Raw genomic sequence first — 24,521 nt, 5'->3', positions numbered from 1 at the left:
CATGATTTCTATCATGGGCTTGTATTTTTGTTAATTCAATAGGCTCCTAATGATTGGATAAAGACTTTAGAATGAGGTGAAGCAATCTATAATGCCAACACCTCATCCTTCACTGTAGCACAATAAACGCCTTTGTCATATATCAACAGGATTGCGTTTGCAGCACCGATCGTCGTGATGCGTTTTCAGAAAGCCATTTTCTCGATTGTGCTTATATTTCATCCTCGATTGACATTCAATATTATATTGTTAAGGTTAACTGGCTTTATTTCTTAAGAATACCATTACAATTTGATTCCTTTAAATTAAAAATTGCAAATCGTAAAATTCTTTCTAGACTATTAATAATTTCATCACTTACATCTTCATACGACCACTTACAAGTATCATAAATTCCTTCAAAAAGAGCACTGAGATAAAAACTACATAGAACCAAGTCAAGATCTTCTGGTAGTTCTCCCGATGCTACTGCTCTCTTTAAACTTATTTTTATTTTGTTTAAAATAAATCTGTCGATAAACTTTTTCCAGCGTAATATCGGTGCGTTTTCATCTGTATTTTCAGTTTTAAAATATATTATTTCAATGATATTTTTAATGGAACCAGGTTGTGTTATTTTTTTTAGGTAAATCACTGCTGAGGATAATAAGTATTCCAGTACATCTGATTTTATGTCATGTTTTAATGGTTGTTCATCTTTAATTGCTCTTTTTATAACAGATAGACATATTTCAACTTTGTTTGTATAGTGCCCATAAATAGCTCCTCGTGAAAATCCGGAATCTAAGGAAATATGATTTATCGTACTCTCACCTACACCAAACGTAATAAAAACACGTTCTGCAGAGTTTAAAATTGCATCTCTGGTTTTTTGGGATTCTTCTGGGGTTTTTCTGGCCAATATCATTTCCTCGTATAGAGTTTAATATTATGCTGTTAGGTGCAGCTAATCACCAATATGATAATGATTTAGCTGTAGATACTCAAGGCCATCTCTATGTTGTTAACAACATGTTTCATTTTAACAAAAATATGAATATTTGTCAGTAAACGACTCTGGCTACATGAAGCACGGAATTTTGAACTGCTGTAGCAGTTGGCAAGTAGAGCTTTTCTTACCATGTCAAGGGAAAAGGGTCCATCGAGTGTGTAACTTCTTGCGGATGTGTGGTCTGACTATGATTATCTTTTACGCCATATCATGCCTGCTATGGTACGAAGCTTCATCTGGCAGTTTTCGCAAGGCTGCTAAGAGCATCAAGTTGTTGGACTCATTTCGTGATAGTGAGGCATGCATCTCGATTTTATTTTTTAATCAGTCGTGATTGACTAATTATGACTGTTGCTTTAGAGTGGGTGAGCATGAGTTACATACAAGCCTGTTATGGCTGTGGGGATTCACGTTACGCTTTTTAAATGTAAATGCTTTAAAGATTGTAGTATTCATTCTTGGGGGAGTGTTTATACCTAAATATTGTATGGTAAACGCGCCTAAAAAATTATAATGGATTGAGATATATGATGAATATTGAAAGGTTTGATGCTGAAAACTCTGCTCTTCTGCTCATCGATCACCAGATTGGCACTATGGGTTGGGCCAAATCGATGCCTTTTGAAATTCTGAAGCGTAACGCGTTGATGCTGGCTAAAACTGCTCATATATTGAAGCTGCCGGTAGTGCTCACTTCAAGTATGGAGGAACATGCACAAGGCCGATTGCTTAAAGAATTGGAAAGCATTTTGCCTATCGAATTTGAAAACAGGATCAAAAGATTAGGTGTCGTTAACGCTATGGAAGAAGCTAGCTTCGCTGCGGCAGTTAAGGCCACTGGACGTAAGAAGATCATTATTGCTGGGGTTACCAACGATGTTTGTACTGTCTACCCGGCCATTAGCCTAGTTAGAAATGGCTTCGACGTACAGGTAGTTGCTGATGCTGGTGCTTCACCAACAAAATCAGCAGATGATATCGCTCTACGTAGGATGGAGAAAAATGGCGTTACCTTGACAACAACTAATCAGTTAATCGCAGAGCTCGCTGGCAGTTGGAGCACCCAAGAAGGTGGCCAACTCGTCAAGTTGATCATGGAAGCATTAGAAGGGCAAATATACTATCATTACTAAATAGCATTGATGCTCTTATATGGCAGAGTTAATAAGGCTTATAAGAACTAATAACTATGTACAGGACTAATTTAACAATGAACTTTTATAGTCGGGCACTAAGTGATTAGCACGATATTATTACAATGAATTATAATTTAGTCGTTTTCTACTAAATGATGTTTTGAACCAAAAAATGTTTCATCAGTACTAAGGATTATTTGATGACTAATATAACCACAATAAAGTTGCGACCGCTCGAACGTGAGGACTTGATTTTTGTGCACCAGATGGACAACAACGCAAGTGTGATGCGCTATTGGTTTGAGGAGCCTTACGAGGCGTTTGTTGAGCTTTCAGATTTGTATGATAAGCATATTCATGACCAAACTGAGCGCCGTTTTATTATTGAAAACGACAGCGTAAAAGTGGGGCTTGTTGAACTGGTTGAGATTAATCATATTCATCGCAGAGCAGAATTTCAGATTATCATAGATCCTGTTCATCAAGGTAATGGCTATGCTAAGAATGCAGCTATTTTGGCAATGGACTATGGCTTTTCTGTGCTTAATTTGAATAAATTACATCTGATCGTGGACAGTGAAAACCAGAAAGCTATTCATATTTATACTAAGCTAGGTTTTGAGGTCGAAGGTAAATTAATTGATGAGTATTTCGCCAATGGTAAATATCGCAGTGTATTGAGAATGTGTATTTTTCAAAATAGATATTTTGATGTTTTCAAGTCAAAATGAATGCCTTTTGAGCCTATCCCAAAAGGAATTATCGTATAATGCGTTACGATAATTTCTGAGGGCGAAGTATGGCAGGTAACAAGTGGCAGATTAGCGATGAACTCTGGGAAAAGATGGCTCCACTGCTCCCGGAGGACAAAACCAGCCATCCGCAGGGGACGCATCGCAAGCGCGTCGATAATCGTGCCGCAATGAACGCCATTTTCTTTGTGCTCAGAACAGGTTGTCAGTGAAATGCGCTGAATGCGACAGGGATTTGCTCGTCAAGCTCAGCCCATAGTCGCTTCCAGGAGTGGCGCGATGCCGGAGTTTTCGAGCGGTTCTGGCAGAACGGATTACTTGCCTGCGAGAAACTAGATGCCATTGACTGGTCTTGGTTGTCGATGGATGGCTGCATGACAAAATCGCCACTTGCAGGCTCAAAAAAACAGGTCGCAACCCCACAGACAGGGGAACACAGGGCGTAAAACGGAGTCTGATGACCGATGCGAACGGGTTACCTCTCTCACTGGTTGTCTCAGGGGCAAATACCCACGACATAAAGCTGGTTGAAGATACGCTTGACGCGTTACAGACGGGCAGACCGGGGCACAGGCTCCCTCTGTGCATGGACAAAGGCTATGAAGCCGAATGGCTGGTAAATTGTATGAAAGCGAGTCGTTATGAACCTCACATCCAGTCGAGGAAAGAGGAATCAGAGGCGCTTAAAAACACGGACTTCAAGGCTCATCGCTGGGTAGTTGAAAGAACACATAGCTGGATGAATCGCTTCCGTCGCGTCTTGACACGCTGGGAGAAGAAGGTCGAGAACTACGAAGCGATGCTGCATTTTGCATGCAGCATTATTGTATGGAATAAAATCCTATTGGGATAGGATCTAAGGGTTATGGCGTGAGAATTATTAACTTCGCTTACCTTTTTATTGCATTGTTATGTGCTATGGTTTCTAACCAAGCTTTTGCTAATACTTTTTATAGCTACAATTGTACTAATACTCAATTGACAACCTCTCTACCCGCCAAGCTCGTCTATCAACCGGTATTAAATGTATTATTTGGTCAGGCTTTATCACGTTCGCGGAATTATGTACCGCGACTACAGGGGGGGAACACATATCATCAAGCAACTCTGAATACCTGCTCTTTAAATGGGTTAAGTGGAGTCTCTGTTAGTGTAACGGGCCCTCCAACAGTGACGGCAACAAGTACAGGAAATATCTGTTCACGACAAGCTGACGAAGGCAGTGCAAATAAAATGGTTGTCAATATATTAATTACTCGGGGCGCTGCATGTAACGTTTCAGTCACATTCTCAGTTGCTTTTACTATGACATCCACTAGCGGAAACAGTGGCACTCTTTCGAGTACCTTGGTTAGTGGACAACCCACTGGCTGGGTCTATTACAATACAGACACAAACAAAATAGGTATATCACCCTCTGCTACATATAATGTAACGCCATACACTTGCACATTGACCACATCAAATATTGCTGTTGCACTGCCTAGTACATCACTTTCATCTTAGACTACACCGGGTCTGTCATCAACGCTAACACCTTTTGCGATAACCTTAACAGGTTGTTCTGCGACAACAAGTGGTGCGGTGGCAAACGCAAGCTGGGTGTTTAATACGGTTACAGGATACCCAAACGTGATAGCCAATACGGGAGCCGCAAATAATGTTGGTGTGCAAATTTTAGATTCCACACAAACCCCCATTACTAACGGTGGAAAAAGTGTTATTGCAACGTTGACCTCAGCTTCAGTTTATAATGCTAACTATTATGCGAGTTATTACTCACTGGGTAACCCAACAACTGGAACAGTTGTTGGTAATGCGAAATTTAGCATAACATATAATTAATTTTCGTTTTTATTATTGCTGGTAACTGAGTTTTGATGCGTGCTGGATATAATTTTAGTTTTTGCAATCATATTTTTTTTGAGTCTGAAAAGTAGTTTAAAAATAGCTTTAATACAATATTTTTCACAAGGTAAAAAGATGTTTTTTATGAATATACCTATCAATTTTGTTGTTGGATATTATTTTTTGCACCCGGTTATGGATTGAATAAATAACTCTAGTGCACTTAAGTTAATTAAGGAAATGTCATGAAAAGAAACCTGTTTATAATGAGCCCATCGGCTCTGTTACTTATAGCTGTAACAAGGGTTCTGTCGCATTAACGGGCACAGGCCAGCCAAAGTGGGTGTTGCCGATTATTTAGGCAGCCAACAGATAAAATTGTTCCGCAGGTGACAATACCTCACTTTCCGGATGCTGATATTGTCCTTTGCGTATCATGTGGATCAATTCGATGCCCGCCAAAAGCCCCTGTGCCCGTCGAAACGATTTGAATCCCAGCATCGGTCTTATCCGGCGTTTGATATTGCGGTGATCTTGCTCAACCAGATTGTTTAGGTACTTACTTTGCCTCACTGTAATCGTTTCCTCATCGGGTTTGTCGGCGTTGAGCGTGGCCAAAGCCGCTGTGTTGGCCCCACTTTTATCGATAGCGGCGTTTTTCAAGGTAGTTGTCGCTTAATGTAATAAAATTACGTTATGCCGTCTCTTTTTCCGGGTTAAGGTAAACTTCCGGAATATAGTCCCAGTTGCGTAGCTGCTTACTCCAGCGTTCTGGATGTTGTTGGTGGGCTAGCCGGTAAACAGACTTTCTGGCTGCCAGTATTTTCATATCGAGACCCCGATGGCGTTCATCCGGCGTAACGTATTTGATCCCGCTGTGCTTATGCTCAAGGTTGTACCAGTTTACGAAACGACTTACCCAGGCCCGTGCGTCATCTATTGTGTGAAAGCCGTTCTCTGGCCACCAGGGGCAATATTTGAGTGTGCGGAACAATGATTCTGAATACGGATTATCATTGCTGACCCGGGGGCGAGAGTAAGAACTCAGTACGCCAAGGGCATACATTTTTGCCAGCAACGTAAAGCTGCGCATTGGGCTTCCGTTGTCGGAATGCAGCACCAGGTTACGGGATGAACATTTTTCATTCCACACCGCTCGTTGTAGCAGTTCTGCTGCATGTTCCCCGGTTTCACTGCTGAATACCTCTGCGGCAATAATTTTACGGCTATAAATATCCATGATCATATAGAGATAAAAGTGCTGACCTCTGACCCAGGACGGTAAATGACTGATATCCCAACTCCAGACCTGGTTCGGTGCAACCGCCTTAAGCACATCAGGCCGTTTATACTGGCATTCCCGGGACCTCCTCGTCAGTTGACTGGCTGATTTTAATACGCGATAAAAGGTTGATTCAGAAGCAATATAAACACCTTTATCCGCCAGCATCGGTACGATCACATTTGGAGGCAAAGAGGCAAATTCCGGAGAGTTGCATAACTCCAGAATTTGCAACCTTTCTGTTTCCGATAATTTATTTCGGGGGACACGGTCTGTTACACCGGGCCTTCTGTCTGCACTGATCACTCCACCATCACCATCAATCCAGCGCTGCAGCGTTCGGATCGAAATCCCGATACACTGACAGGCCTGGATCTTACGGGCGCCGTGATCGACAGCTTCACGGACAAGAGAAATAATTTTCTGCCGCTCCGGAAGAGGTGTCAGCCTTCCTCGCTGTTGTCCCAGAGGGCATTGAACTTTTCCCGCAGCATCAGGAGCGCAGCCGCTTCTGCCAGCGCTTTATCTTTGCGGGTCAGCTCCTTCTCAAGTTCACGCAACCGGCTTCTGATATCGCGTAACTCTTTATCTGCGCGGCGATTTTCCGTCAGTTTCATTTCATGAGCTTTGATCGAAATAACCCGCCACTCTTTTACCTGCTCAACAAAAAGCCCCTGACGGCGACAATAATCGGCAAGTTCCATTTCAGACAATGAAGCTGTTTCAAGAACAACCGAAAAGCGACGCTCAGGAGTCCATTCATCACCATCCACAGAGGAAATCCTTTCATTTTTTGGCAATAAGCCTTGTGCCACCAGTTCAAGTCGCCATTTTGCAACAACGGAAGAACTCAGAGCCAGTTTTTGTGCAATGTGTCTGACTGACCAGCTATAAGGAGGCTGGAGCCACATCACTCCCTTTTCTTTCACATCAATCGGTACTGCATGCGCAGGCATAGTCATTCTCCTTCAGAAAGTAAGCGACAACTATGCTGACACAGGGGGGGAATCAGCGTTCACTTTCACCGGAATACGCAGGTGGCGGCTTCCCAGCTCCGACATTACCGCGGCGGCAGCGTGGTCTATCAGTATTACGATCACCGTACGCAGCAATATAAACGCCAAAAAATCAGCCAGGAAGAAATGCTGCAGCGCTATATCAGCCATATTCCGGCACGGCATTTTAAGATGGTGCGGTACTACGGCTTTTTGGCCAACCGCAAACGGGGCCAACTGCTGCCGAAGGTTTACGAAGCGCTGTCGATGACGGTGCGGGATAAGCCCAAACGGCCCGGGTTCGCAGTGCTGATGAAAGGCTTCCTGGGCACAGATCCGTACCAATGCATCCTGTGCGGCGATCGGATGCGATTTGCCGGCGCCGAGGCTGGCAGGCATGCGACAGAATTACTGTCGGCCAGGCTGCAGCGGATGGAGAAAAAACGATGGCTTCAGGCACCGGCCCTGGATAAGTGCGCCTAAAAAACAGGTTTGGGATTAAAGATACAGCAAAACAGGCATTTTTACGCATAACCCTTTGTGATACCGCACCATCACGGGAGCTGCGCGCTACGGTTCATGGTCAGGGATCCTCAAAAAACGTGATCCAGATTCCTAACCATCAAGATCAGTCGATTGATATCCCTAACCATGGAGATATTTCTCTTTTAAATATAATTATGCACTCAATGACATTAATGGCCTGCAGTTTTAGAAAAAACCTGCACAACGATGACACCAAGAATTATTAAACCCATTCCTATTAGAGCCGAAAAATCAAGGCGCTGGCCATAAATATAGAATGATGCAATACTGACAAAGACAATACCCAAACCTGCCCACGTCGCATAAGCAATACCAACAGGGATAGTTTGCACTACAATGCTCAACATCCAAAAAGCTATCGAATAGCCAACAATAACCAACATTAATGGTATGGGTTTACTGAGGCCTGACATTGCTTTCATTGACGTTGTTGCAACGACTTCTGCACCTATTGCAATAGCGAGTAACAAATAAGCTTTCATATTAAAATACCATAGTTTATATGTCTATTACACACTTCAACACTCTTAATACTCATACCACTTTAGGATAACCAATATGATATTTTACAATAGAGTCCGAGTGCGTTGTTTTGTGACTTTTAAATTAAAAAATAAATACCTAGCAATAAAAATAATTAATTTTTATTGTCATGTGTTATTCATACCATTTCAAAGAACACCTCCTGAAAATATGTGCATTCTTAGAGCATATCCCAATAGAATTTTGTTCCAGACAATAATGCCGCAGGAAAGATGGGTGACGCCTCCAATTGGTTGAGTCTGATGTATAATGCGGGCTTTTGAGATTCTCTCATGGCCAGCGTTAAGGTTCATTGTCCCCATTGTCAGTTCACTCAGGTTTACCGCCATGGTCAGAACCCTAAAGGCTATGACAGATTTCGCTGTCGTGACTGCCACCGCGCGTTTCAGCTCACTTACATTTATGAAGCCAGTAAGCCGAGCGTTAAAGAGTAGATCACTGACATGGCCTTCAACAGTACCGGCGTTCACGATACCACTAGGACGTTGAAAATTGGCATTAACACCGTCATCCGGACTTTAAAAAACTCGCGCCAAAGCTAATAACACCACGCTGTCTGTTTTTCTGCTCTGGTGGCAAGACCTTACAATTGTCATGGCCACACCATGGAAGCCGCCCATTATGATTTGACGACCAAATAGCCTGTGATGCTCGATGACGGCATTGGACTGCCATTGGCCCGCACTTATCTTGAAATGCATTATACATTGATCGGTTTAACATATCAATCAGTCTTGATTGATTTACCCCATAGGTGGTGGCAATTGATTTTGCATTATCGATCGCCGCAAGCTATTTATGGTTAGAAAAAAGTAAGCGGCTCACCTGAGCCGTATTGACGTTTATTCAGCAGTAAGCTCGACTTTCCATGGCAGCAGATCACGAACCCGATTAGCTGGCCAGTCCTGGATATGGCCGGGGACGTAACGCAGCCATACCTCTGGATCCACACCTTTCAGCCGGCAGGTGCAGATCAGCGAGTACAGTATCGCTGCACGCTCTCCACCTTCGTCTGAGCCTGCGAGTCGAGTCAACCGAGGGGAATTTCCCCCCTCAGTTGCTCACAGAACCGGACGTGACAGTCTCCCGTCATACGGCTCCTGATCACTCATTCGTTGCACGAAGTAAATACCAGTGGGCAAACAGCTTGGGATGCTGCTTTCTTACCAAAGCCAACTTGTGCTGTGCTCTACGGTTCGAGAGCCTGAACTTCGACTACATCCACTTAAGTGTGTGATTCATAGACATAGTTTCACTATAATGCCTCACTATGAACAGGGAAATTCAACAGCGACTGCAGTGGGTAAAACTCTATGAAACGTCCGGTGATGCGGGGTTCGTATGCCGTCGCTGTGGCATTTCTCGGCCCACATTGCGTAAATGGTGGCGCAGATATCTTGCTCAGGGCATCGCAGGTCTGGAAAGCCATAGCTGTCGCCCTAAGCGCTCACCATCAACGAAAACTGGCGCAAGCGAAGTTGCTCTGATCCTGGAGTTACGTTCTCTGCGAAATCTGGGGGCAAGGCGGATTCAGAGCGAGTTAAAACGACTTCATTCAATCTCACTGGCAATGGCAACGATTCACAAAGTTCTTTGCCAGAATCAGGTTACACCTGTTGTTAAATTTCGGCGTAAAGCTGATTTTATTCGCTACGAACGCCCTGTTCCCGGTGACAGGGTCCAGATGGATACCTGTAAAATTGGCCCCGGCTTATATCAGTACACATCCGTTGATGATTGCACTCGCTACAGAGTCCTTAGGCTCTACTCTCATCGCACAGCTGCAAACACACTGGATTTTATTGAATGTGTTATTGAAGAAATGCCTTTCCCGATACAGCGCTTTCAGACCGACCGGGGAAGAGAGTTTTTTGCCGTTAAGGTGCAAGAAAAATTGAAAGAATACGGCATCAAATTTCGTCCAAATAAACCAGCTTCGCCTCATCTTAATGGCAAAGTTGAACGTTCCCAAAAGACAGACAAAGCTGAGTTTTACGCTACCGTAGATCTCTCCGTAGATGACCAGAAGGAGCAACTGGCAGAATGGCAGCATTACTATAACTGGGAACGTCCTCATAGCGCTCACAACGGTAAAACTCCGATGGAGCATTACTTCGAACTTGCTGAGCAAACACCATACTCTGATGCCGTTCAAGCAAACTATCAGCACAGCGACGAACACATACAAGAGCAGAATTACAGGCTTGAACTTGAGCTGAGAAAATTGAAACGATGTCTATGAATCACACAACTTAAGTAGCCGTGATTGTAAGGCACTCCACAGACGGTAGCTAAAATTGCTGTACCAGAACTTACCGTAGTACTCAATCCAGCCTCTGATCACCACATTGTATCGTTTCGCAAAATCCGTCAGACTTTCTGCTGTCGAGCGGTGTATTCGCCACTCTTTGATTGTCTTCGTGATCTTTTGCATCGCTTTCATTGACGCGCCCGGCATGCACTTCCGGTACAGCTCACCTTTATAGTTCTTCAGTGTCCGCACTTTGAAGTCATACCCCAGAAAGGTAAAACTCTTCGCGACATTTTGCCTTTCAAACGTATCAATATAGGCGATATTCGATTTCTCTTCATTGATCGTCAGCCCCACTTCGGCAAACCGTTTCGCTAGTCTGTCTTTCAGACTCATAGCTTCGCTCATCCTTGAAAAATGGACCACAATATCATCAGCATACCTTTCAAACGGTACACCTCGATATTCTCTCCCCATCCATTGGTCAAACGCATAGTGCAGAAACAGATTAGCCAACAGGGGCGAGACTACTGCGTATTCCGCTCTGTTCGATCACGGATTGGCATCGAAGTTCGATCACATATTGGCACCGAAGTTCGATCACATATTGGCACCGCAGTTCGAGCAGGATTTCGTCTCCGTTCGGTCAACCGGGATGAGTTAACTTTTTCTACTGCTTTTTAACCTGTTTTTTCCTCGCTTTCCACTGCCGTTTTGCTTTTCCTCATCGATTCTCCTTGTAGTACCAGTCTGTGGCCGTTATGCACCAGTCTGTCCAGGATCGCATCTGCCGTTGTCGGGCTCTCCATCAGCCCGTGCCACTTATCTACTGGGAACTGGCTCACCACCAGGGTACTGCTTTGTCCGTACCGGTCTTCCACTATTTCCAGCAGGTCGTTACATTGCGCGTTGCTCAGGGGTTCCAGACCCAGATCGTCCAGGATGAGCACCTGCGTTTTTTGCAGTTGTTTCAGGTGCTTCAGCCAGCTACCGTCTACCCGCCCCTGCGCCAGCATTTCCAGTAACCGACCGGTACGCCAGTACTGAACGCTGTGTTTCTGGCGACAGGCCTGCTCACCCAGGGCATTGGCGATCCAGCTTTTCCCACACCCCGTCGGGCCGGTGATCATGATGTTTTTCCGATGCGTGATGTAATGACCGTTCAGCAGCTCCCGCATCTGTTCGGCTCTCAACCCACTTGAGACGGGGTAGTGCAGCCCCTCCGGCGCTGCCTGGTATTTCAGGTTCGCACTCTTCCTCAGACGGGCCACCCGACCGTTTTCCCTGTTCAGCAGTTCGTTATCTGCCAGCAGGATCAGCCGTTCCTCGAACGACAACTCGCCGTAGGTCTGCGGTGTTTCTCGCTGGCGGATCAGGCTCCCTGCCATGGCCGGGAGCTTCAGTTGGGTCAGTTTGTTTAACAGGTTATCGCTCATGCCGTTTGTTCCTCTGTTTGTCAGTTAGTGGTAGTAGCCTGGACCGCGCAGGTTTTCATGCTCCAGCGAGGCCGGAGAGTGTTGTTCGCTCTGACTCGATAACGGGAGATCTTGGTTCTCGCGATTGTGACGCAGCAGGTTGTCGATGAAGCGCCTGTCCGGTGTTTTGTAATGCCAGGCGACGCAACTGGCTTTTTCCAGCCGCTCTTTTCCGTATTTTTTCTGCAGTGCGGTCAGACCGAGTACCGCACGGTAGGCCAGTTCCGGATAGGCTTTGGCTTTCAGCATGGCGTCAACCACTCTGCCGGTGAACGGGCCGATGCGACATCCCATCTCGACCAGACGTTCTGGCGTCCATGTCCCGTGCCCCAGGTGCCGAGCCGGCATGTGCAGCGGATTGGTAGAGTGCTTATATTCATGGAGGCTGCGCGGATGCTGCGCCACGCACTGTCCCTTGTGCCTGACCTGGACCACCGACTGACCTGGACCACCGACTGACCCGCCTTGAGCGACAGGCGCTGACCAACCAGCTCATGCGGGACCGAGTACCAGTGATGCGCATACTCAACGTGGTAGTCTGGGGCGACCTTCACCGCTTTGTATTCGGTGTACTCGTACGCTGCCAGAGGCCGCGACGAGAGCACTGGCGTATCCAGTTCGCGGAAGCGCTCTGCGCGGCTCTGGTTGCCGTACCCTTTCATTGGCCGGTTATTCATGTACGTCAGCAGCTCCCGAAGGCGGGTATTCAGCGCCCTGAGCGTGTAGAAGGTTTCATTGCGGATGCGGGCAAGCAGCCATCTTTCGACGATGAGAACGCCGTTTTCTGCTTTCGATTTATCTTTCGGCTTATAGGGGCGAGCCGGGATGATAACGGTGCCGTAGTGCTCCGCCAACGCCTGGTAACTGTCATTGATGACGGGTTCATAGCGATCGGCCTTTTTCACCGCGCTTTTGAGGTTATCGGGGACCAGCAGCTTCGGTACACCGCCCAGGAAGGTCAGACAGCGGCTGTTGGCGTTCAGCCAGGACATCATATCTTGACCTTCACAGGCCTCCACGTAGGTGTAGTTAGACGTCCCCAAGACGGCCACGAAGATGGCCACACGGCGAACCTCGCCGGTATCCGGGTTGATGACGGGAACCGTCGGGCCGCAGAAGTCGATAAAGAGTTTTTCACCGGCACGGTGCTCCTGGCGCATTGAGAGGCGGCGTGTTTTTTTCCACTCCCGATAGCAGCGGCAGAAGTGGGAGTACCCCATCGCCAGTTCCCCGGCCTGAGCCTTGTACTCCATCCATAGCAGTTGCCGCGTCACGCCGGATTTTCTCATCTCGGTATCGAAGTGAAGCAGATCCGGCATGACCCGCTCTGATGCAGGTATGCCTTTGGCCGGGAAGATGAGTTTTTCAAGGCCATCGTGGGATATCGCTTCAGGAAGAGGCCATGGCAGAGACGTGGCTTTAAAGCGGGCGAGAACCTCAAAAACCGTCGAGGCACTGATTTTCATCGTCAGCCCGATACAACGGTTGGTCAGCTTCTGGTCGAACTTGAGCTGAAGGATCTTGAAACAGGTTTCCATGGAACTCCTGGCTTTTCTCTAATGAGATGGTCACCCCCTCCTTGTGTGCGGTACGCTGGCTGGGTGTTTTATTTCAGAGGAAACCAACATGAAAAACGTTACGCTTATTGGTATCGATCTCGGTAAACACTCCTTCCACGTACACTGTCAGGACGAAATGGGTAATGCCCTTCTGCGCAAAAAGTTTACCCGAACCAGACTGATGGAGTTTTTAGCCAGTTGCCAATCAGCGACTGTTGTGATGGAAGCCTGTGCGGGAGCCCATTTTATGGCGCGTCGGATTGCTGATTTAGGTCATGAGGCAAAGCTGATTTCTCCACAATTCGTCCGCCCTTTCGTTAAGAGCAACAAAAACGATTTTGTCGATGCTGAGGCTATCTGCGAGGCGGCTTCCCGCCCCTCAATGCGCTTTGTTTCACCCAGAACTGAAGACCAGCAGGCAATGTCTGCACTGCATCGGGTCAGAGATTCACTGATACGCCAACGCGTTAAAACCACCAATCAGATGCACGCATTTTTGCTGGAGTTCGGCATCAGCATGCCGCGCGGTATTGCCGTAATTCGGCGTCTGGCCGCCGTGCTGGAAGAAAATGACTTCCCGCCTTACCTGGTAAGGGTTCTGAACAGGCTCCACAGCCAGTATATTTACCTTTGCGGGGAAATTGATGAAATCGATATGGAACTGAAAACCCACCTTGCGGAGGATGAAACCGCACAGCGGCTGCTGACCATTCCCGGCGTCGGGCCGGTAACAGCAAGCCTGTTAGCCGCACGACTGGGTGACGGGAAAAACTATGCCAGCAGCCGTGACTTTGCGGCGTCAACCGGGCTGGTTCCACGCCAGTACAGTACAGGTGGAAAAACGACACTGATGGGCATCAGCAAGCGAGGTGATAAGAATCTGCGACGGCTGCTGGTGCAGTGTGCACGCGTGTTTATGCTGCGGCTGGAGAACAACCCAGGGCGTCTTGCAGAGTGGGTTAAAAAGCAGCTTGCCAGCCATCACTCTAACGTGGTGGCGTGCGCGCTGGCAAACAAACTGGCACGTATAGCCTGGTCGGTTACGGCACATCAGGCGGCGTTCAGCAAATAAAATAAAAGAGCCAACGAAAAACTCGTCAACTCAGTGAGTTAACACGTTACTTTCTGGTTTTGCGACGACAGATAATTGATGACATGAACGGCATATCGGCCTGCTGATGAACCTGATCCAAAAAGTGGCTCTATGAAGCCGACTCTCTTTTAAGGTTCGGCAGGCGCGAAACTCATCGTGGCGCGAGCATGAATACTCACTAGACGCCGAATAGATTTACAGCAAGCCCGTCATAAATCAAAATCTGTGTTGCAAAAACGGGGGGTGACCATAGATTTTTGGACATCGATGCCTCCATTGGCGTAAAAATCAGCCATGGAGACCGTGTAAGAAAGAGTTAATTCCCGGAGTGACCGGCAGGATGCCAAACCGTGATCGATTCAGACGCCATTTTGCAATCTACCGCCTCTACTGTGAGCAAGGGCTGTCGCTACGCCTCAAACGACCACGTCGCAATAAATCTGCCCAGCTGCGGCAGCCGCAGCTTCAGGGCTTATATCCAAACCACTTCTGGGGCATGGATTTTGTTTCTGATGCGTTGTTTGACGGGCGACGACTGCGCCTGTTGACGGTTATCGACCTTTACACCCGCGAATGCCTGGGGATCTGTGTGGGACAGAATCTGCGTTCGACAGAAGTGGCAGAGATGCTGAACAGCATAGCGCTCAGGCGTCCTTTACCGCAGTTGCTGAAAACCGATAATGGTTCTGAATTTGCAGGGAAAATGCTGGACAAGTGGGTGTATGAAAGAGGGATCAGGATCGACTTCTCACGCCCGGGAACACCGACGGACAACGCTACGGTGGTGTCCTTTAATGGCAGATTGCGGCAGGAATGTTTGAACGAGAACTGGTTCATGTCTGTGGAGGATGCACGGTGCAAAATCGAGGGCTGGCGCATACACTATAACCAGAGCCGTCCCCATTCTGCCCTGGGCTGGATGACACCTTCTGAATTTGCCGAGAAATCTGCCGGTTGCCAGAATATGCAGCCAGAATGAAGCCGGTTATTCCTGATTATGAATGGATCACATACGGGGAGCGGGTCAGGTGGATTGCAATAGCAATCCACCCTTTATTTAGTTTAATAAAAAATTACAAGCTGTATACTGAAACGGTAAAGTTTCCACTAAACACATCTGCCACTGGAGTTCCAGTTGCATAAACCGTTAAAAACTGCTCTTGTGATGGCTTGAGTAACGTTGTTGTCGTGTTACCATTACCAATAGCCGCCGTAACTTCATCTGCCATTGAACCGATATTGATAGGTAAAGGAGTTTTGGTTACTGCGCCAGTCAAGGTGAAGGTAGAATCCGGGGTGTTCGGACTGATGGTCACCGAGTTGATATTACCTGCACCGGTGGTCAACAACTGGATGTTACCTATAATAGTACCAAAAGCAACATCACCAGAAACCAAACCACTGACTGGTTCAAATGTAGAGGTCAGTGTCGATGGAGAGGCCACAGGAACTTCGATAGTCAACGAGTTGCTCGTGCCAATCTGGTTAGCCATTGAAGCAATAGAAAATGAAAGACCAGCAATAAATAATGCAACTTTTGATTTAAACATTAGCTTTCCTTTGATATTCTGAAATAAAAAATTGATGGTAAATATAAATCTATAGATATATTTAACTTTACCATGGTGAAGTTCTAGCTAGCATTTACCACCTGTCTTACCACTATAATGGGTGAGTGGGTTTTAAAAGCAGTAGAAATAACATTCGTGGACGTACCTTAGAAAAGATTAAGGTGGTCCAGTAGGTGCCCAACCAAAAAGATGCGTATGTTTAATAAATGGCATGCCGTATTTGCAGGTATTTATGTTTGGTTTAATGACTCTGAAAGTTTTTTGTTTTCTGTGCACTTCCATTATTCGGCTCATTTTGAACATTTCTCTTTCCTCATGATAAATTATCTGTGCATATTTTTAGTTAAAGGAGGTTGATTTATCATTATCGATAGTACCCAGGACTCTCCAGAGAGTTCCGTAGCATATTCTATCTGTTATCGCTAGGTATTAACGCTTGTACAGGGGCGCTTTGGCCGCCGAAATCATTTATCGATTGCCATGTGACTTTCCCGCCAACTTTTACGCCCTTTGGTACGGAAAATTGCGCAGAGGCAAAAGGAGAGACGTAGCTCACATCAGGCACAGCAAACCCGTCAATAATAATTGACGATAAGTTAATATAGTAGGGTGAGGTATTTTTAAGCTGCAATTTTCCCTGTCGCCATTCCCAATTAAGCCCTTTAGCTAAGTTCCCTTGGTCTTGAGTTCCTAAGGCTTTGGGTCGATACAACAATTTAATACAATTATTGACAGAGATCTGAATATTGGAGCCTACGGCATTATTATTGCCTGTGCCACTATCGTCCTCCGCAACAGGTGGGATTGCTTTGACACATAACCAATATAAATGTTCTCGATCTGCTGCATGTGCCTTTCCTGTATAGACAATCCGCAGAGTATTATCCTGTTTGCCATCAAGTCGGAACAATGGCGGAGTGATGATAAATGGTGCCGACATCTGCTTGTCTTCTGTGACTACCGATGGTTGTATCAGGACTGGAAAATCATGCTCATTCTTTACAGTAATTGTTGTTCCACTACTCTGGGTTTCTTTATATATCACTCGGGAGCTATTTAGGGTGACAGGATAAGTCTGGCTTGCAGCACTTACTCCGTTGGACACGAAAAAAAGTGACAATAAAATAGTAGATAACAAACTGGGCTGTATAAACCGCATGTTAATACCTTCTCTCTGAGTTTAGTTATTCATAATGGATTGTCAACCAACCTCGCTTTGGTAGTAGGCCCCGAACAGAACTTTGTCCAATTTTTTTTAGCCCTAAAAACATTAATTTAATTAATGCGTAACCTGAGGGGTAAGACTAAATTTTAGTATAAGATATCACTCATTGTTGTAACATTAAACATAAAAAAATGTGTAAAAATAAATAATAATGGCATTGGTTCATGGTTAGGAATTTGGAAAGGCGTTTTAAAAACTTCCTGACCATAAATTGCAGCGTGATACATGCCCGTTTAGCGTGGCATAACAAGATGTTATTGATAAAAATACCGGTTTTGATGTGTTTTAATCTAAAAACCATTTTTCAGGCGCACTTATCCAACACCGTGGTCTGAAGCCAGCGTTTTTTTGCCATCTTCTGCAGCCTGTCAGAGAGTATTTTGGTGGCGTGATCGCCCGCCACGGCGCCGGCAAAACGCAGTCGGCCCTTGCACAGGATGCACTGGTACGGGTCGGTACCCAGAAAGGCTTTCATCAGCACCGCGAACCCTGGCTTCTGTGGTTTCTCGCGCGGCGTCATCTCCAACGCGTCGTAAACCTTTGGCAACAGCGTGCCGCGTTTACGGTTGGCCAGAAAGCCGTAGTAACGCACCATTTTAAAGTGTCGGGACGGGATGTGGCTGACATAACGCCACAGCATCTCCTCCTGGCTCAGTTTCTGGCGTTTGTGCTGCTGCGTGTTGTGGTCGTAGTACTGGTGAACGACCGAGCCGCCACGGTAATGACGGAGCTGCGACGCCGCCACCGGCGGGCGTTTCAGATAGCGGCCCAGGTATTTCACGCTGCGCCAGGCACCGCGGGTCTTTTTGGCGAAGTGAACCTTCCAGTGGCGCTGATATTGCGCCTGCAGGTAGCGCTGCCACTGTTTCTCATCGCGGATATGGCCGAGACCTGGCAGCGCGGCGGGGCTAACGCGGTCATGGCTGGCGCGCAGCAAACGGATGACGGCGCCGCGCCAGATTTCTTCGACCTGCTGTTTTTTGAAGAACAGGTCACGCCAGACCCCGTGGTTGACATCGAGGCCGCCACGGGTAATTGAGACGTGGATATGCGGATGCTGATTGAGCTGGCGTCCGTAGGTGTGTAGCGCACAGAAGATGCCGACTTCGACGCCCAGCTTGCGCGCGTGTCTGAGCATGGCGCGGGTGGCGCAGCGAAAAAGGTCGTTGAGCAGCGGCCAGTTGTTATTGAAGAACGGCCACAGCAAGTGCGGCATGGTGAAGGTGATATGTTGCCAGTCGCAGTCGGGGAGAACATGTTGCTGCTCAGCAATCCACTGCTCGGTGCCTTTGAGGGCGCAACTGCTGCAGGCCTTGGACTTGCAGCTCTTGCAGCTCTTGCAGAAGAAGCGGGCATGGGTACAGTCGGATGAGGCGCAACAGTAACGACGAACGCCCATGAGGCAGGTACCGCAGGCGAGCATGCGCTCGACGGCGAGTTTGGTCCAGTCGCTGAGGGTGTCGCCATGTTTATCCAGGTACTTGCTCCAGCCGTGGTCATGCTGAACAGCAGCTTTGCGGGTCGCGGAATATACATTGTGCAGAGTATAGAGGGCAGACGTGCTCATTTTATGCGGGTATCAGCGCGGGGGGCGATCTGCCGACACTGACGTTGATGTGAGGCTAGGTCTTAAAAACGGTTGAGGCAGCAACGCTGCCGTGCTCGCACCGAAGGTGCGCTACGTTCACCCGCCATCTCCAGACAGCTTTTGTATCTTAAGTTAACGATGCCCGCAGGCGCCGGTATTCCATCGGGCTCTGTCGCATTAAAGCGACAGAGCCTTGCTATTAATTTAGTTGGTAATGCCTCTAATTAGTTGAATCTGATGTATAATGCGGGCTTTTGAGATTCTCTCATGGCCAGCGTTAAGGTTCATTGTCCCCATTGTCAGTTCACTCAGGTTTACCGCCATGGTCAGAACCCTAAAGGCTATGACAGATTTCGCTGTCGTGACTGCCACCGCGCGTTTCAGCTCACTTACATTTATGAAGCCAGTAAGCCGAGCGTTAAAGAGTAGATCACTGACATGGCCTTCAACGGTACCGGCGTTCACGATACCACTAGGACGTTGAAAATTGGCATTAACACCGTCATCCGGACTTTAAAAAACTCGCGCCAAAGCGAATAACGTCTTCGCCTGTTGCCCATGCCGATGTGGCGCTTATCTGCGAACTTGATGAGCAATGGAGCTTCGTTGGCAGTAAAGCCCGGCCGCACTGGCTCTGGTACGCGTACAACACCAAAACAGGCGGTGTACTGGCCTACACTTTCGGTCCTCGAACCGATGAAACCTGCCGGGAGCTACTGGCACTGCTTACACCATTCAACATCGGCATGATCACCAGCGACGACTGGGGCAGCTATGGCCTGGAGGTGCCGAAGGATAAGCATCTGACCGGCAAAATATTCACCCAACGCATTGAGCGTAATAACCTGACGCTCCGCACCCGCATTAAGCGATTGGCCCGTAAAACAATCTGCTTCTCACGCTCAGTTGAGATCCACGAAAAAGTGATCGGAGCGTTTATCGAAAAATACATGTTCTACTAATTGGATGCACTACCGAGTTTTACCCATTGTAGCCGCTGCTGAATTTCCCTGTTCATAGTGAGTCATTATAGTGAAATGATGTCTATGAATCACACATTTTAGATTAAAAACACAGCAAAACCGGAATTTTTACGTATAACCCTTCGCGATGCTGCACCATCAGGGGATACGGCGCGCTACCGTTCATGGTCAGTCGCTCTCAAAAGAAACGATCCAAACTCCTGACCATGAACCTCTTCGTTTACTTAGGCGCCTTCTCAAGCAGTGTAAGGTAGTGATCGATCAGGCCTACGTCATGTATCGGAGTATCATGCCCTGCAATGATCGAGTCGACTTTAAGCTCCCCCTGCTCGATAAGTCCTTTAAGTTTTTCCAAGGTTTTTGGGTACTCAGTTCTGTTGGCAAAACTCATATTACCCAGATTTTCTTTGAGAATGCAGTTCCCATACAAAACGCGCTCTGCTGGGAAGTACACAAAGATACCATCCTTAGTATGTGCTTCGCCTAAATACATGGCGCGGATGCTGCCATTTTGCAAGTTAAAGTCTCCAGGAAAAACAGTATCCGGCAGACTTTTCTCCAGATTTGGGTATTTATTATTACCTTGTCGAGTGAAGTTTACAATACTTCCCCACTGGCTTTTCTGCAGGTCGTAGGTCATCTGTGTGGCCACGATCTTTGCCCCAAGCGTTTTCCAATAAGCATTTCCACCAGCTCGATCAGTATGGTAATTGGTATTAATGACTTCGTTTATGGGGAGGGGGCTGACCTTCCGTATTTCTTTATAAAGAGTTTCAGCAGTCTCAGGAGTCCATGTCGCACCAATGATGGTTATACCATCGGTGCCGATGTAAACCATTGAGTTTTCCTGTACATACTCCTTATCTTCTACAATATAGAGCGGACCTTTGAAATGGGTAAGCGTTAAGTTTTTTTCAGAAGCCATACTTTCGCAAGCAATCAAGAGAAAAGTTACAGCCGTAAATAAATATTTAATATTCAAGATGATTTTCCTTTGTCATTACAGTGCTCCCATCATCAGCAGTGTTAACGATGGGGGATTAGATCTCTGCTTATTCTAGGCCTAGGCCAAACAGAGCAGCAATAAATTGTTAATTAATACTATCAATGAGGAGTCCACAGAGCTCGAAAAACGGTTACAAGAGAGCCCAAAAATCTGAAGTGACAAAACTTTTGAGAACTCCAATGTGAGCTTTAAAGGTGCCCTCATGGCTACATCTGAGAAGATAAAGAACTCTGGAGTTCTAGCCCCCCTAAAAAAGAGTTATCAAAGAAACTTTAGGTTTTAAATTTTCATAAACTGACATGATTTTACCTATACTTTCAAAACTGGATGTATTTCTTAGGAATATAGTTGAACGTATGCATCTTCCTATCCAGAGAAACATCTTGATTATAGTTTTTCGCTTAATAACGTCAATCAATAAAAAATTGACTGAGCCACAATTAAAACTTTCAGGAAGTCACATGGGGTGTTGGTGGGTTCATGGGTGGCGCGACCCCGGTAAGTGTCAATGAAGTTGTCACCCCAGGTTGATTTATGCAGCCTGTTTTTCCCGCTCTGGATTGAGGGTGATACTCCCTTGCCATTCCCAGTTCCGCGTCGACCCTGACCAACGTGTCGGGTTCGTTGCTATTGCTGCTTGATAGACCTTATCTCGTTGGGACAACAACACCTTGTCCTCACCCGTATGCCTCTGTAACGGTCGCGGTAGGACGAAGGTTACCCCTCGCCCCCCGCACAGATCCGGACGTGCGCTGCTAACGCATCCGGCTCTTACCTCGGGTGTTTGGCGTAAAAGCGTTGTAGAGGCCGGCGCGTGTCAAGGTAGTTGTCGCCTCAGTTAATTCATGCGGCCAACGTTTCACGTGCAAAATGGCGTTTGCTCAGCAAGTTCGAAGTAATGCTCCATCGGAGTTTTACCGTTGTGAGCGCTATGAGGACGTTCCCAGTTATAGTAATGCTGCCATTCTGCCAGTTGCTCCTTCTGGTCATCTACGGAGAGATCTACGGCGTAAAACTCAGCTTTGTCTGTCTTTTGGGAACGTTCAACTTTGCCATTAAGATGAGGCGAAGCTGGTTTATTTGGACGAAATTTGATGCCGTATTCTTTCAATTTTTCTTGCACCTTAACGGCAAAAAACTCTCTTCCCCGGTCGGTCTGAAAGCACTGTATCGGGAAAGGCATTTCTTCAATAACACATTCAATAAAATCCAGTGTGTTTGCAGCTGTGCGATGAGAGTAGAGCCTAAGGACTCTGTAGCGAGTGCAATCATCAACGGATGTGTACTGATATAAGCCGGGGCCAATTTTACAGGTATCCATCTGGACCCTGTCACCGGGAACAGGGCGTTCGTAGCGAATAAAATCAGCTTTACGCCGAAATTTAACAACAGGTGTAACCTGATTCTGGCAAAGAACTTTGTGAATCGTTGCCATTGCCAGTGAGATTGAATGAAGTCGTTTTAACTCGCTCTGAATCCGTCTTGCCCCCAGATTTCGCAGAGAACGTAACTCCAGGATCAGAGCAACTTCGCTTGCGCCAGTTTTCGTTGATGGTGAGCGCTTAGGGCGACAGCTATGGCTTTCCAGACCTGCGATGCCCTGAGCAAGATATCTGCGCCACCATTTACGCAATGTGGGCCGAGAAATGCCACAGCGACGGCATACGAACCCCGCATCACCGGACGTTTCATAGAGTTTTACCCACTGCAGTCGCTGTTGAATTTCCCTGTTCATAGTGAGGCATTATAGTGAAACTATGTCTATGAATCACACATGTTACTTATGGGAAGGCATGGCCCACTTGTTTGCATCTTCCCTAGCTGTGTCTCAATCCAGGCCGAGTTAGAGTCTGATAGTACTCCTCACGCAGACGAAATCATGACCAATCACTGCCCAAGCTTAGCAAAATCAAACGGACTCACTCCCTTCTCTCTGTTAGCATCCAGATAATCTGCCCACCATTGCAACATCAGTTTGCGTTCATCCAGATGTTCAGCTTTGTGGATGTAGGCTGCACGAACGCCGTTACGTTCCTGGTGACTCATTTGGCGCTCTACTGCATCCCTCGACCATAAGCCAGACTCAATCAGTGAACTACACGCCATGGTTCTGAAGCCGTGACCGCAAACATCCACTTTCGTATCGTACCCCATAAGTCGTAGTGCATTATTCACGGTATTTTCACTCATGGGCTTCCAGGGATTGTGATCGCCAGTAAAGATCAACTCGTATCCCCTGCTGATATCGTGTATCTGACGCAGAAGCTCCAGCGCCTGTTTTGACAATGGCACAAGGTGCTCGGTACCCATTTTTGAGCCACGGTGCGAAAATTTGACACCTGCAATCGGTTTGCGCTCTGGTGGGATTGTCCACATAGATTTTTCAAAGTCGATCTCTGACCAGCGAGCAAAACGCAATTCGCTGGAGCGTATAAAGATCAGAAGAGTGAGCGTTGTTGCCAGCCGTGTCAGAGGCTGTCCTTTGTACGCATCCAGACGAGCCAATAACTCAGGTGTACGGTTAAGTGCCAGGGCAGGGCGGTGCTGACGTTTAACCGTGGTCAGTGCGCCAGCCATATCTACTGCAGGGTTGTAATCAATTATCCCGGATTGTGCTGCATATCGCATAACGGCAGAAATACGTTGTTGCAATCGGGCGGCGATTTCGTAGATCTCTTTCGCTTCAGCGGCTTTGACCGGGATCAGCAGGTCTGGCGTTTTAAGCGTGGTAATATCCCGTGATCCAATATAGGGGAACACATGGGACTCGAAACTCTTCAGAATTTTAGCGCTGTGCGACTCAGACCATTTTTTGTTGCTCTTGTGCCATTGTAGCGTCACCGCTTCGAAGGTTGATGCAGTATCAGGTACTGATTTCTTAACCCGCTTTTGTTCGCAGGGATCAATGCCATCCGCTATCAATTTTTTGGCCACATCACGTCTATCTCGTGCCTCAGATAATGACACGTTAGGGTAGACGCCAAGTGCCAGCGTTTTTTCTTTAGCCAGAAATCGATAACGTAGCCGCCAGTATCTGGAGCCGTTGGGGTGAACGAGCAAAAACATATTACCGCTGTCAGCAAGCTTATAGGGCTTATCTTGCGGTTTAGCTGCGCGGATTTTTGCGTCAGTGAGTGCCATAGACAGGTCTCCTGATGGAGGGGGAAGGGTATAAACATTATCGAATCAGACTATACCCTCGATTGTACCCGCACAAGGGACTTGATACCGGGTAAGTTAGGTGGAGTCTGGTTGAATGAAAGTATGAAGGAAGTACTGATTCTGGCGGGGTATATAAACAAAAACGGACCTCCGTGGAGGTCCGTTGATATGAATTTGGTGCCCGGACTCGGAATCGAACCAAGGACACGGGGATTTTCAATCCCCTGCTCTACCGACTGAGCTATCCGGGCAACGGGGCGCATTAAACCGTATTTGGCCCTGTGTCGTCAATGGGTTTCTGTCACAAAGCCGAGCGATTGCTCTAATTTCAAGCAAGGGCAGGGTTACCTTCCTGCGCCAGCATTCTCCCTTCTCCCCCCAAGCGCCGAAGCCAGCGATCAAAAAACTCCCCCCAGCAATGTTCATCTCTGTCTATTCCATAACCGATTCAATGTTAGTGATAAGTACAACATGTTACATATATGTATTTTAAGGCTATTGTGATTTTCAAATGT

Annotated in this window: 14 protein-coding genes, 1 tRNA gene and 10 pseudogenes; 10 read left to right on the top strand and 15 right to left on the bottom strand. The window is 46.9% G+C overall.

Annotated features, from left to right (window positions below; all coding sequences use genetic code 11):
* Positions 1 to 265: 265 nt before the first annotated feature.
* Positions 266 to 901 carry a TetR family transcriptional regulator gene (locus KGP26_RS23585; protein ID WP_024530856.1) on the bottom strand — a complete coding sequence of 212 codons (636 nt, stop codon included), beginning with the start codon at positions 899 to 901 and terminating at the stop codon, positions 266 to 268.
* Between the two features lie 617 nt (positions 902 to 1,518).
* Between KGP26_RS23585 and KGP26_RS23580 the strand changes: the two genes are divergently transcribed.
* The 4 genes and pseudogenes from KGP26_RS23580 to KGP26_RS23565 all read left to right on the top strand — a co-directional run bounded on the left by KGP26_RS23580 (position 1,519) and on the right by KGP26_RS23565 (position 4,724).
* Positions 1,519 to 2,124 (top strand): isochorismatase family protein, encoded by a 606-nt coding sequence (locus KGP26_RS23580; protein ID WP_223498360.1) that lies wholly within the window; start codon positions 1,519 to 1,521, stop codon positions 2,122 to 2,124.
* A 203-nt stretch (positions 2,125 to 2,327) separates the two neighbouring features.
* On the top strand, positions 2,328 to 2,858 hold the full coding sequence (gene speG, locus KGP26_RS23575) for a spermidine N1-acetyltransferase (RefSeq protein ID WP_223498359.1): 531 nt from the start codon (positions 2,328 to 2,330) through the stop codon (positions 2,856 to 2,858).
* Positions 2,859 to 2,926: 68 nt separating this feature from the next.
* A pseudogene (locus KGP26_RS23570) lies at positions 2,927 to 3,732 on the top strand (IS5 family transposase).
* 731 nt (positions 3,733 to 4,463) lie between these two features.
* Positions 4,464 to 4,724, top strand: coding sequence for a fimbrial protein (locus tag KGP26_RS23565; RefSeq protein WP_071784475.1), 261 nt, complete (start codon positions 4,464 to 4,466; stop codon positions 4,722 to 4,724).
* A gap of 360 nt (positions 4,725 to 5,084) precedes the next feature.
* Here the strand turns inward: KGP26_RS23565 and KGP26_RS23560 are convergent.
* A pseudogene (locus tag KGP26_RS23560) lies at positions 5,085 to 5,375 on the bottom strand (DDE-type integrase/transposase/recombinase); the annotation flags it as partial.
* Between the two features lie 46 nt (positions 5,376 to 5,421).
* Positions 5,422 to 6,920 (bottom strand): IS3 family transposase gene (locus KGP26_RS23555; protein ID WP_371822214.1). Its coding sequence is split into 2 segments (ribosomal slippage): positions 5,422 to 6,488 and positions 6,488 to 6,920, totalling 1,500 coding nucleotides; the frame shifts between segments, so codons are not numbered across the junction.
* 126 nt (positions 6,921 to 7,046) lie between these two features.
* Here KGP26_RS23555 and KGP26_RS23550 point away from each other — a divergent pair.
* Positions 7,047 to 7,487: a transposase gene (locus tag KGP26_RS23550; RefSeq protein WP_223498357.1), complete on the top strand. Its 441-nt coding sequence runs from the start codon at positions 7,047 to 7,049 to the stop codon at positions 7,485 to 7,487.
* A 212-nt stretch (positions 7,488 to 7,699) separates the two neighbouring features.
* On the opposite strand, the gene KGP26_RS23545 is transcribed toward KGP26_RS23550, so the two are convergent.
* On the bottom strand, positions 7,700 to 8,032 hold the full coding sequence (locus tag KGP26_RS23545) for a multidrug efflux SMR transporter (RefSeq protein WP_024530863.1): 333 nt from the start codon (positions 8,030 to 8,032) through the stop codon (positions 7,700 to 7,702).
* Positions 8,033 to 8,365: 333 nt separating this feature from the next.
* Between KGP26_RS23545 and KGP26_RS23540 the strand changes: the two are divergent.
* Positions 8,366 to 8,709 (top strand): annotated as a pseudogene (locus KGP26_RS23540) (IS1-like element transposase); the annotation flags it as partial.
* A gap of 226 nt (positions 8,710 to 8,935) precedes the next feature.
* Here the strand turns inward: KGP26_RS23540 and KGP26_RS23535 are convergent.
* A pseudogene (locus KGP26_RS23535) lies at positions 8,936 to 9,115 on the bottom strand (transposase domain-containing protein); the annotation flags it as partial.
* A 248-nt stretch (positions 9,116 to 9,363) separates the two neighbouring features.
* Here KGP26_RS23535 and KGP26_RS23530 point away from each other — a divergent pair.
* Entirely contained in the window at positions 9,364 to 10,335 is a 972-nt protein-coding gene (locus tag KGP26_RS23530; RefSeq protein ID WP_223498356.1) for an IS481 family transposase, read from the top strand.
* Here KGP26_RS23530 and KGP26_RS23525 read toward each other — a convergent pair.
* The 3 genes and pseudogenes from KGP26_RS23525 to istA form a co-directional block, all read right to left on the bottom strand.
* Positions 10,330 to 10,875 (bottom strand): annotated as a pseudogene (locus KGP26_RS23525) (reverse transcriptase domain-containing protein); the annotation flags it as partial. The gene KGP26_RS23530 and the pseudogene KGP26_RS23525 sit on opposite strands and share 6 nt — an antisense overlap.
* Positions 10,876 to 11,024: 149 nt before the next feature.
* A complete protein-coding gene (gene istB / locus KGP26_RS23520; protein ID WP_223498355.1) occupies positions 11,025 to 11,780 on the bottom strand; it encodes an IS21-like element helper ATPase IstB in 756 nt (251 codons plus the stop codon).
* Positions 11,781 to 11,804: 24 nt separating this feature from the next.
* Positions 11,805 to 13,357: pseudogene (gene istA, locus KGP26_RS23515) on the bottom strand (IS21 family transposase).
* 88 nt (positions 13,358 to 13,445) lie between these two features.
* Here istA and KGP26_RS23510 point away from each other — a divergent pair.
* Together KGP26_RS23510 and KGP26_RS23505 are read left to right on the top strand one after the other, a co-directional pair.
* Positions 13,446 to 14,450 carry an IS110 family transposase gene (locus tag KGP26_RS23510; protein WP_223498354.1) on the top strand — a complete coding sequence of 335 codons (1,005 nt, stop codon included), beginning with the start codon at positions 13,446 to 13,448 and terminating at the stop codon, positions 14,448 to 14,450.
* Positions 14,451 to 14,811: 361 nt separating this feature from the next.
* Positions 14,812 to 15,450 (top strand): annotated as a pseudogene (locus KGP26_RS23505) (IS3 family transposase); the annotation flags it as partial.
* 94 nt (positions 15,451 to 15,544) lie between these two features.
* Here KGP26_RS23505 and KGP26_RS23500 read toward each other — a convergent pair.
* The 3 genes and pseudogenes from KGP26_RS23500 to KGP26_RS23490 form a co-directional block, all read right to left on the bottom strand.
* Positions 15,545 to 16,021, bottom strand: coding sequence for a hypothetical protein (locus KGP26_RS23500; RefSeq protein WP_223498353.1), 477 nt, complete (start codon positions 16,019 to 16,021; stop codon positions 15,545 to 15,547).
* Positions 16,022 to 16,451: 430 nt separating this feature from the next.
* A complete protein-coding gene (locus KGP26_RS23495) occupies positions 16,452 to 17,201 on the bottom strand; it encodes a molecular chaperone (RefSeq protein ID WP_024531408.1) in 750 nt (249 codons plus the stop codon).
* Between the two features lie 370 nt (positions 17,202 to 17,571).
* A pseudogene (locus KGP26_RS23490) lies at positions 17,572 to 18,803 on the bottom strand (IS91 family transposase).
* A 319-nt stretch (positions 18,804 to 19,122) separates the two neighbouring features.
* On the opposite strand from KGP26_RS23490, the pseudogene KGP26_RS23485 reads away from it, so the two are divergent.
* Positions 19,123 to 19,817 (top strand): annotated as a pseudogene (locus tag KGP26_RS23485) (IS1 family transposase).
* Positions 19,818 to 20,058: 241 nt separating this feature from the next.
* Here KGP26_RS23485 and KGP26_RS23480 read toward each other — a convergent pair.
* From KGP26_RS23480 to KGP26_RS23460, 4 genes and pseudogenes are all read right to left on the bottom strand, one after another.
* Positions 20,059 to 20,820 carry a subclass B2 metallo-beta-lactamase SFH-1 gene (locus KGP26_RS23480; RefSeq protein ID WP_071766619.1) on the bottom strand — a complete coding sequence of 254 codons (762 nt, stop codon included), beginning with the start codon at positions 20,818 to 20,820 and terminating at the stop codon, positions 20,059 to 20,061.
* Positions 20,821 to 21,712: 892 nt separating this feature from the next.
* A pseudogene (locus KGP26_RS23470) lies at positions 21,713 to 22,579 on the bottom strand (IS481 family transposase); the annotation flags it as partial.
* 152 nt (positions 22,580 to 22,731) lie between these two features.
* The gene (locus KGP26_RS23465) at positions 22,732 to 23,985 is read right to left on the bottom strand and encodes an integrase arm-type DNA-binding domain-containing protein (protein WP_024531366.1); all 1,254 of its coding nucleotides are present in this window, start codon (positions 23,983 to 23,985) and stop codon (positions 22,732 to 22,734) included.
* Positions 23,986 to 24,181: 196 nt separating this feature from the next.
* A tRNA-Phe gene (locus KGP26_RS23460) sits at positions 24,182 to 24,257 on the bottom strand.
* Between the last annotated feature and the right edge of the window lie 264 nt (positions 24,258 to 24,521).

The organism is Serratia sp. JSRIV002 (assembly GCF_019968725.1).
Classification (GTDB): Bacteria; Pseudomonadota; Gammaproteobacteria; order Enterobacterales; family Enterobacteriaceae; genus Chania; species Chania fonticola_B.
The sequence above is the reverse complement of the archived record's forward strand: the minus strand, read 5'-3'. Positions and strand labels throughout refer to the sequence as shown.

Excerpts from the sequence above, each read along its gene's own strand:
- KGP26_RS23530 (WP_223498356.1), top strand. The coding sequence starts at position 9,364 with ATGAACAGGGAAATTCAACAGCGACTGCAGTGGGTAAAACTCTATGAA.
- istB (WP_223498355.1), bottom strand. The coding sequence starts at position 11,780 with ATGAGCGATAACCTGTTAAACAAACTGACCCAACTGAAGCTCCCGGCC.
- KGP26_RS23580 (WP_223498360.1), top strand. The coding sequence starts at position 1,519 with ATGATGAATATTGAAAGGTTTGATGCTGAAAACTCTGCTCTTCTGCTC.
- speG (WP_223498359.1), top strand. The coding sequence starts at position 2,328 with ATGACTAATATAACCACAATAAAGTTGCGACCGCTCGAACGTGAGGAC.
- KGP26_RS23465 (WP_024531366.1), bottom strand. The coding sequence starts at position 23,985 with ATGGCACTCACTGACGCAAAAATCCGCGCAGCTAAACCGCAAGATAAG.
- KGP26_RS23500 (WP_223498353.1), bottom strand. The coding sequence starts at position 16,021 with ATGTTTAAATCAAAAGTTGCATTATTTATTGCTGGTCTTTCATTTTCT.
- KGP26_RS23510 (WP_223498354.1), top strand. The coding sequence starts at position 13,446 with ATGAAAAACGTTACGCTTATTGGTATCGATCTCGGTAAACACTCCTTC.
- KGP26_RS23495 (WP_024531408.1), bottom strand. The coding sequence starts at position 17,201 with ATGCGGTTTATACAGCCCAGTTTGTTATCTACTATTTTATTGTCACTT.
- KGP26_RS23545 (WP_024530863.1), bottom strand. The coding sequence starts at position 8,032 with ATGAAAGCTTATTTGTTACTCGCTATTGCAATAGGTGCAGAAGTCGTT.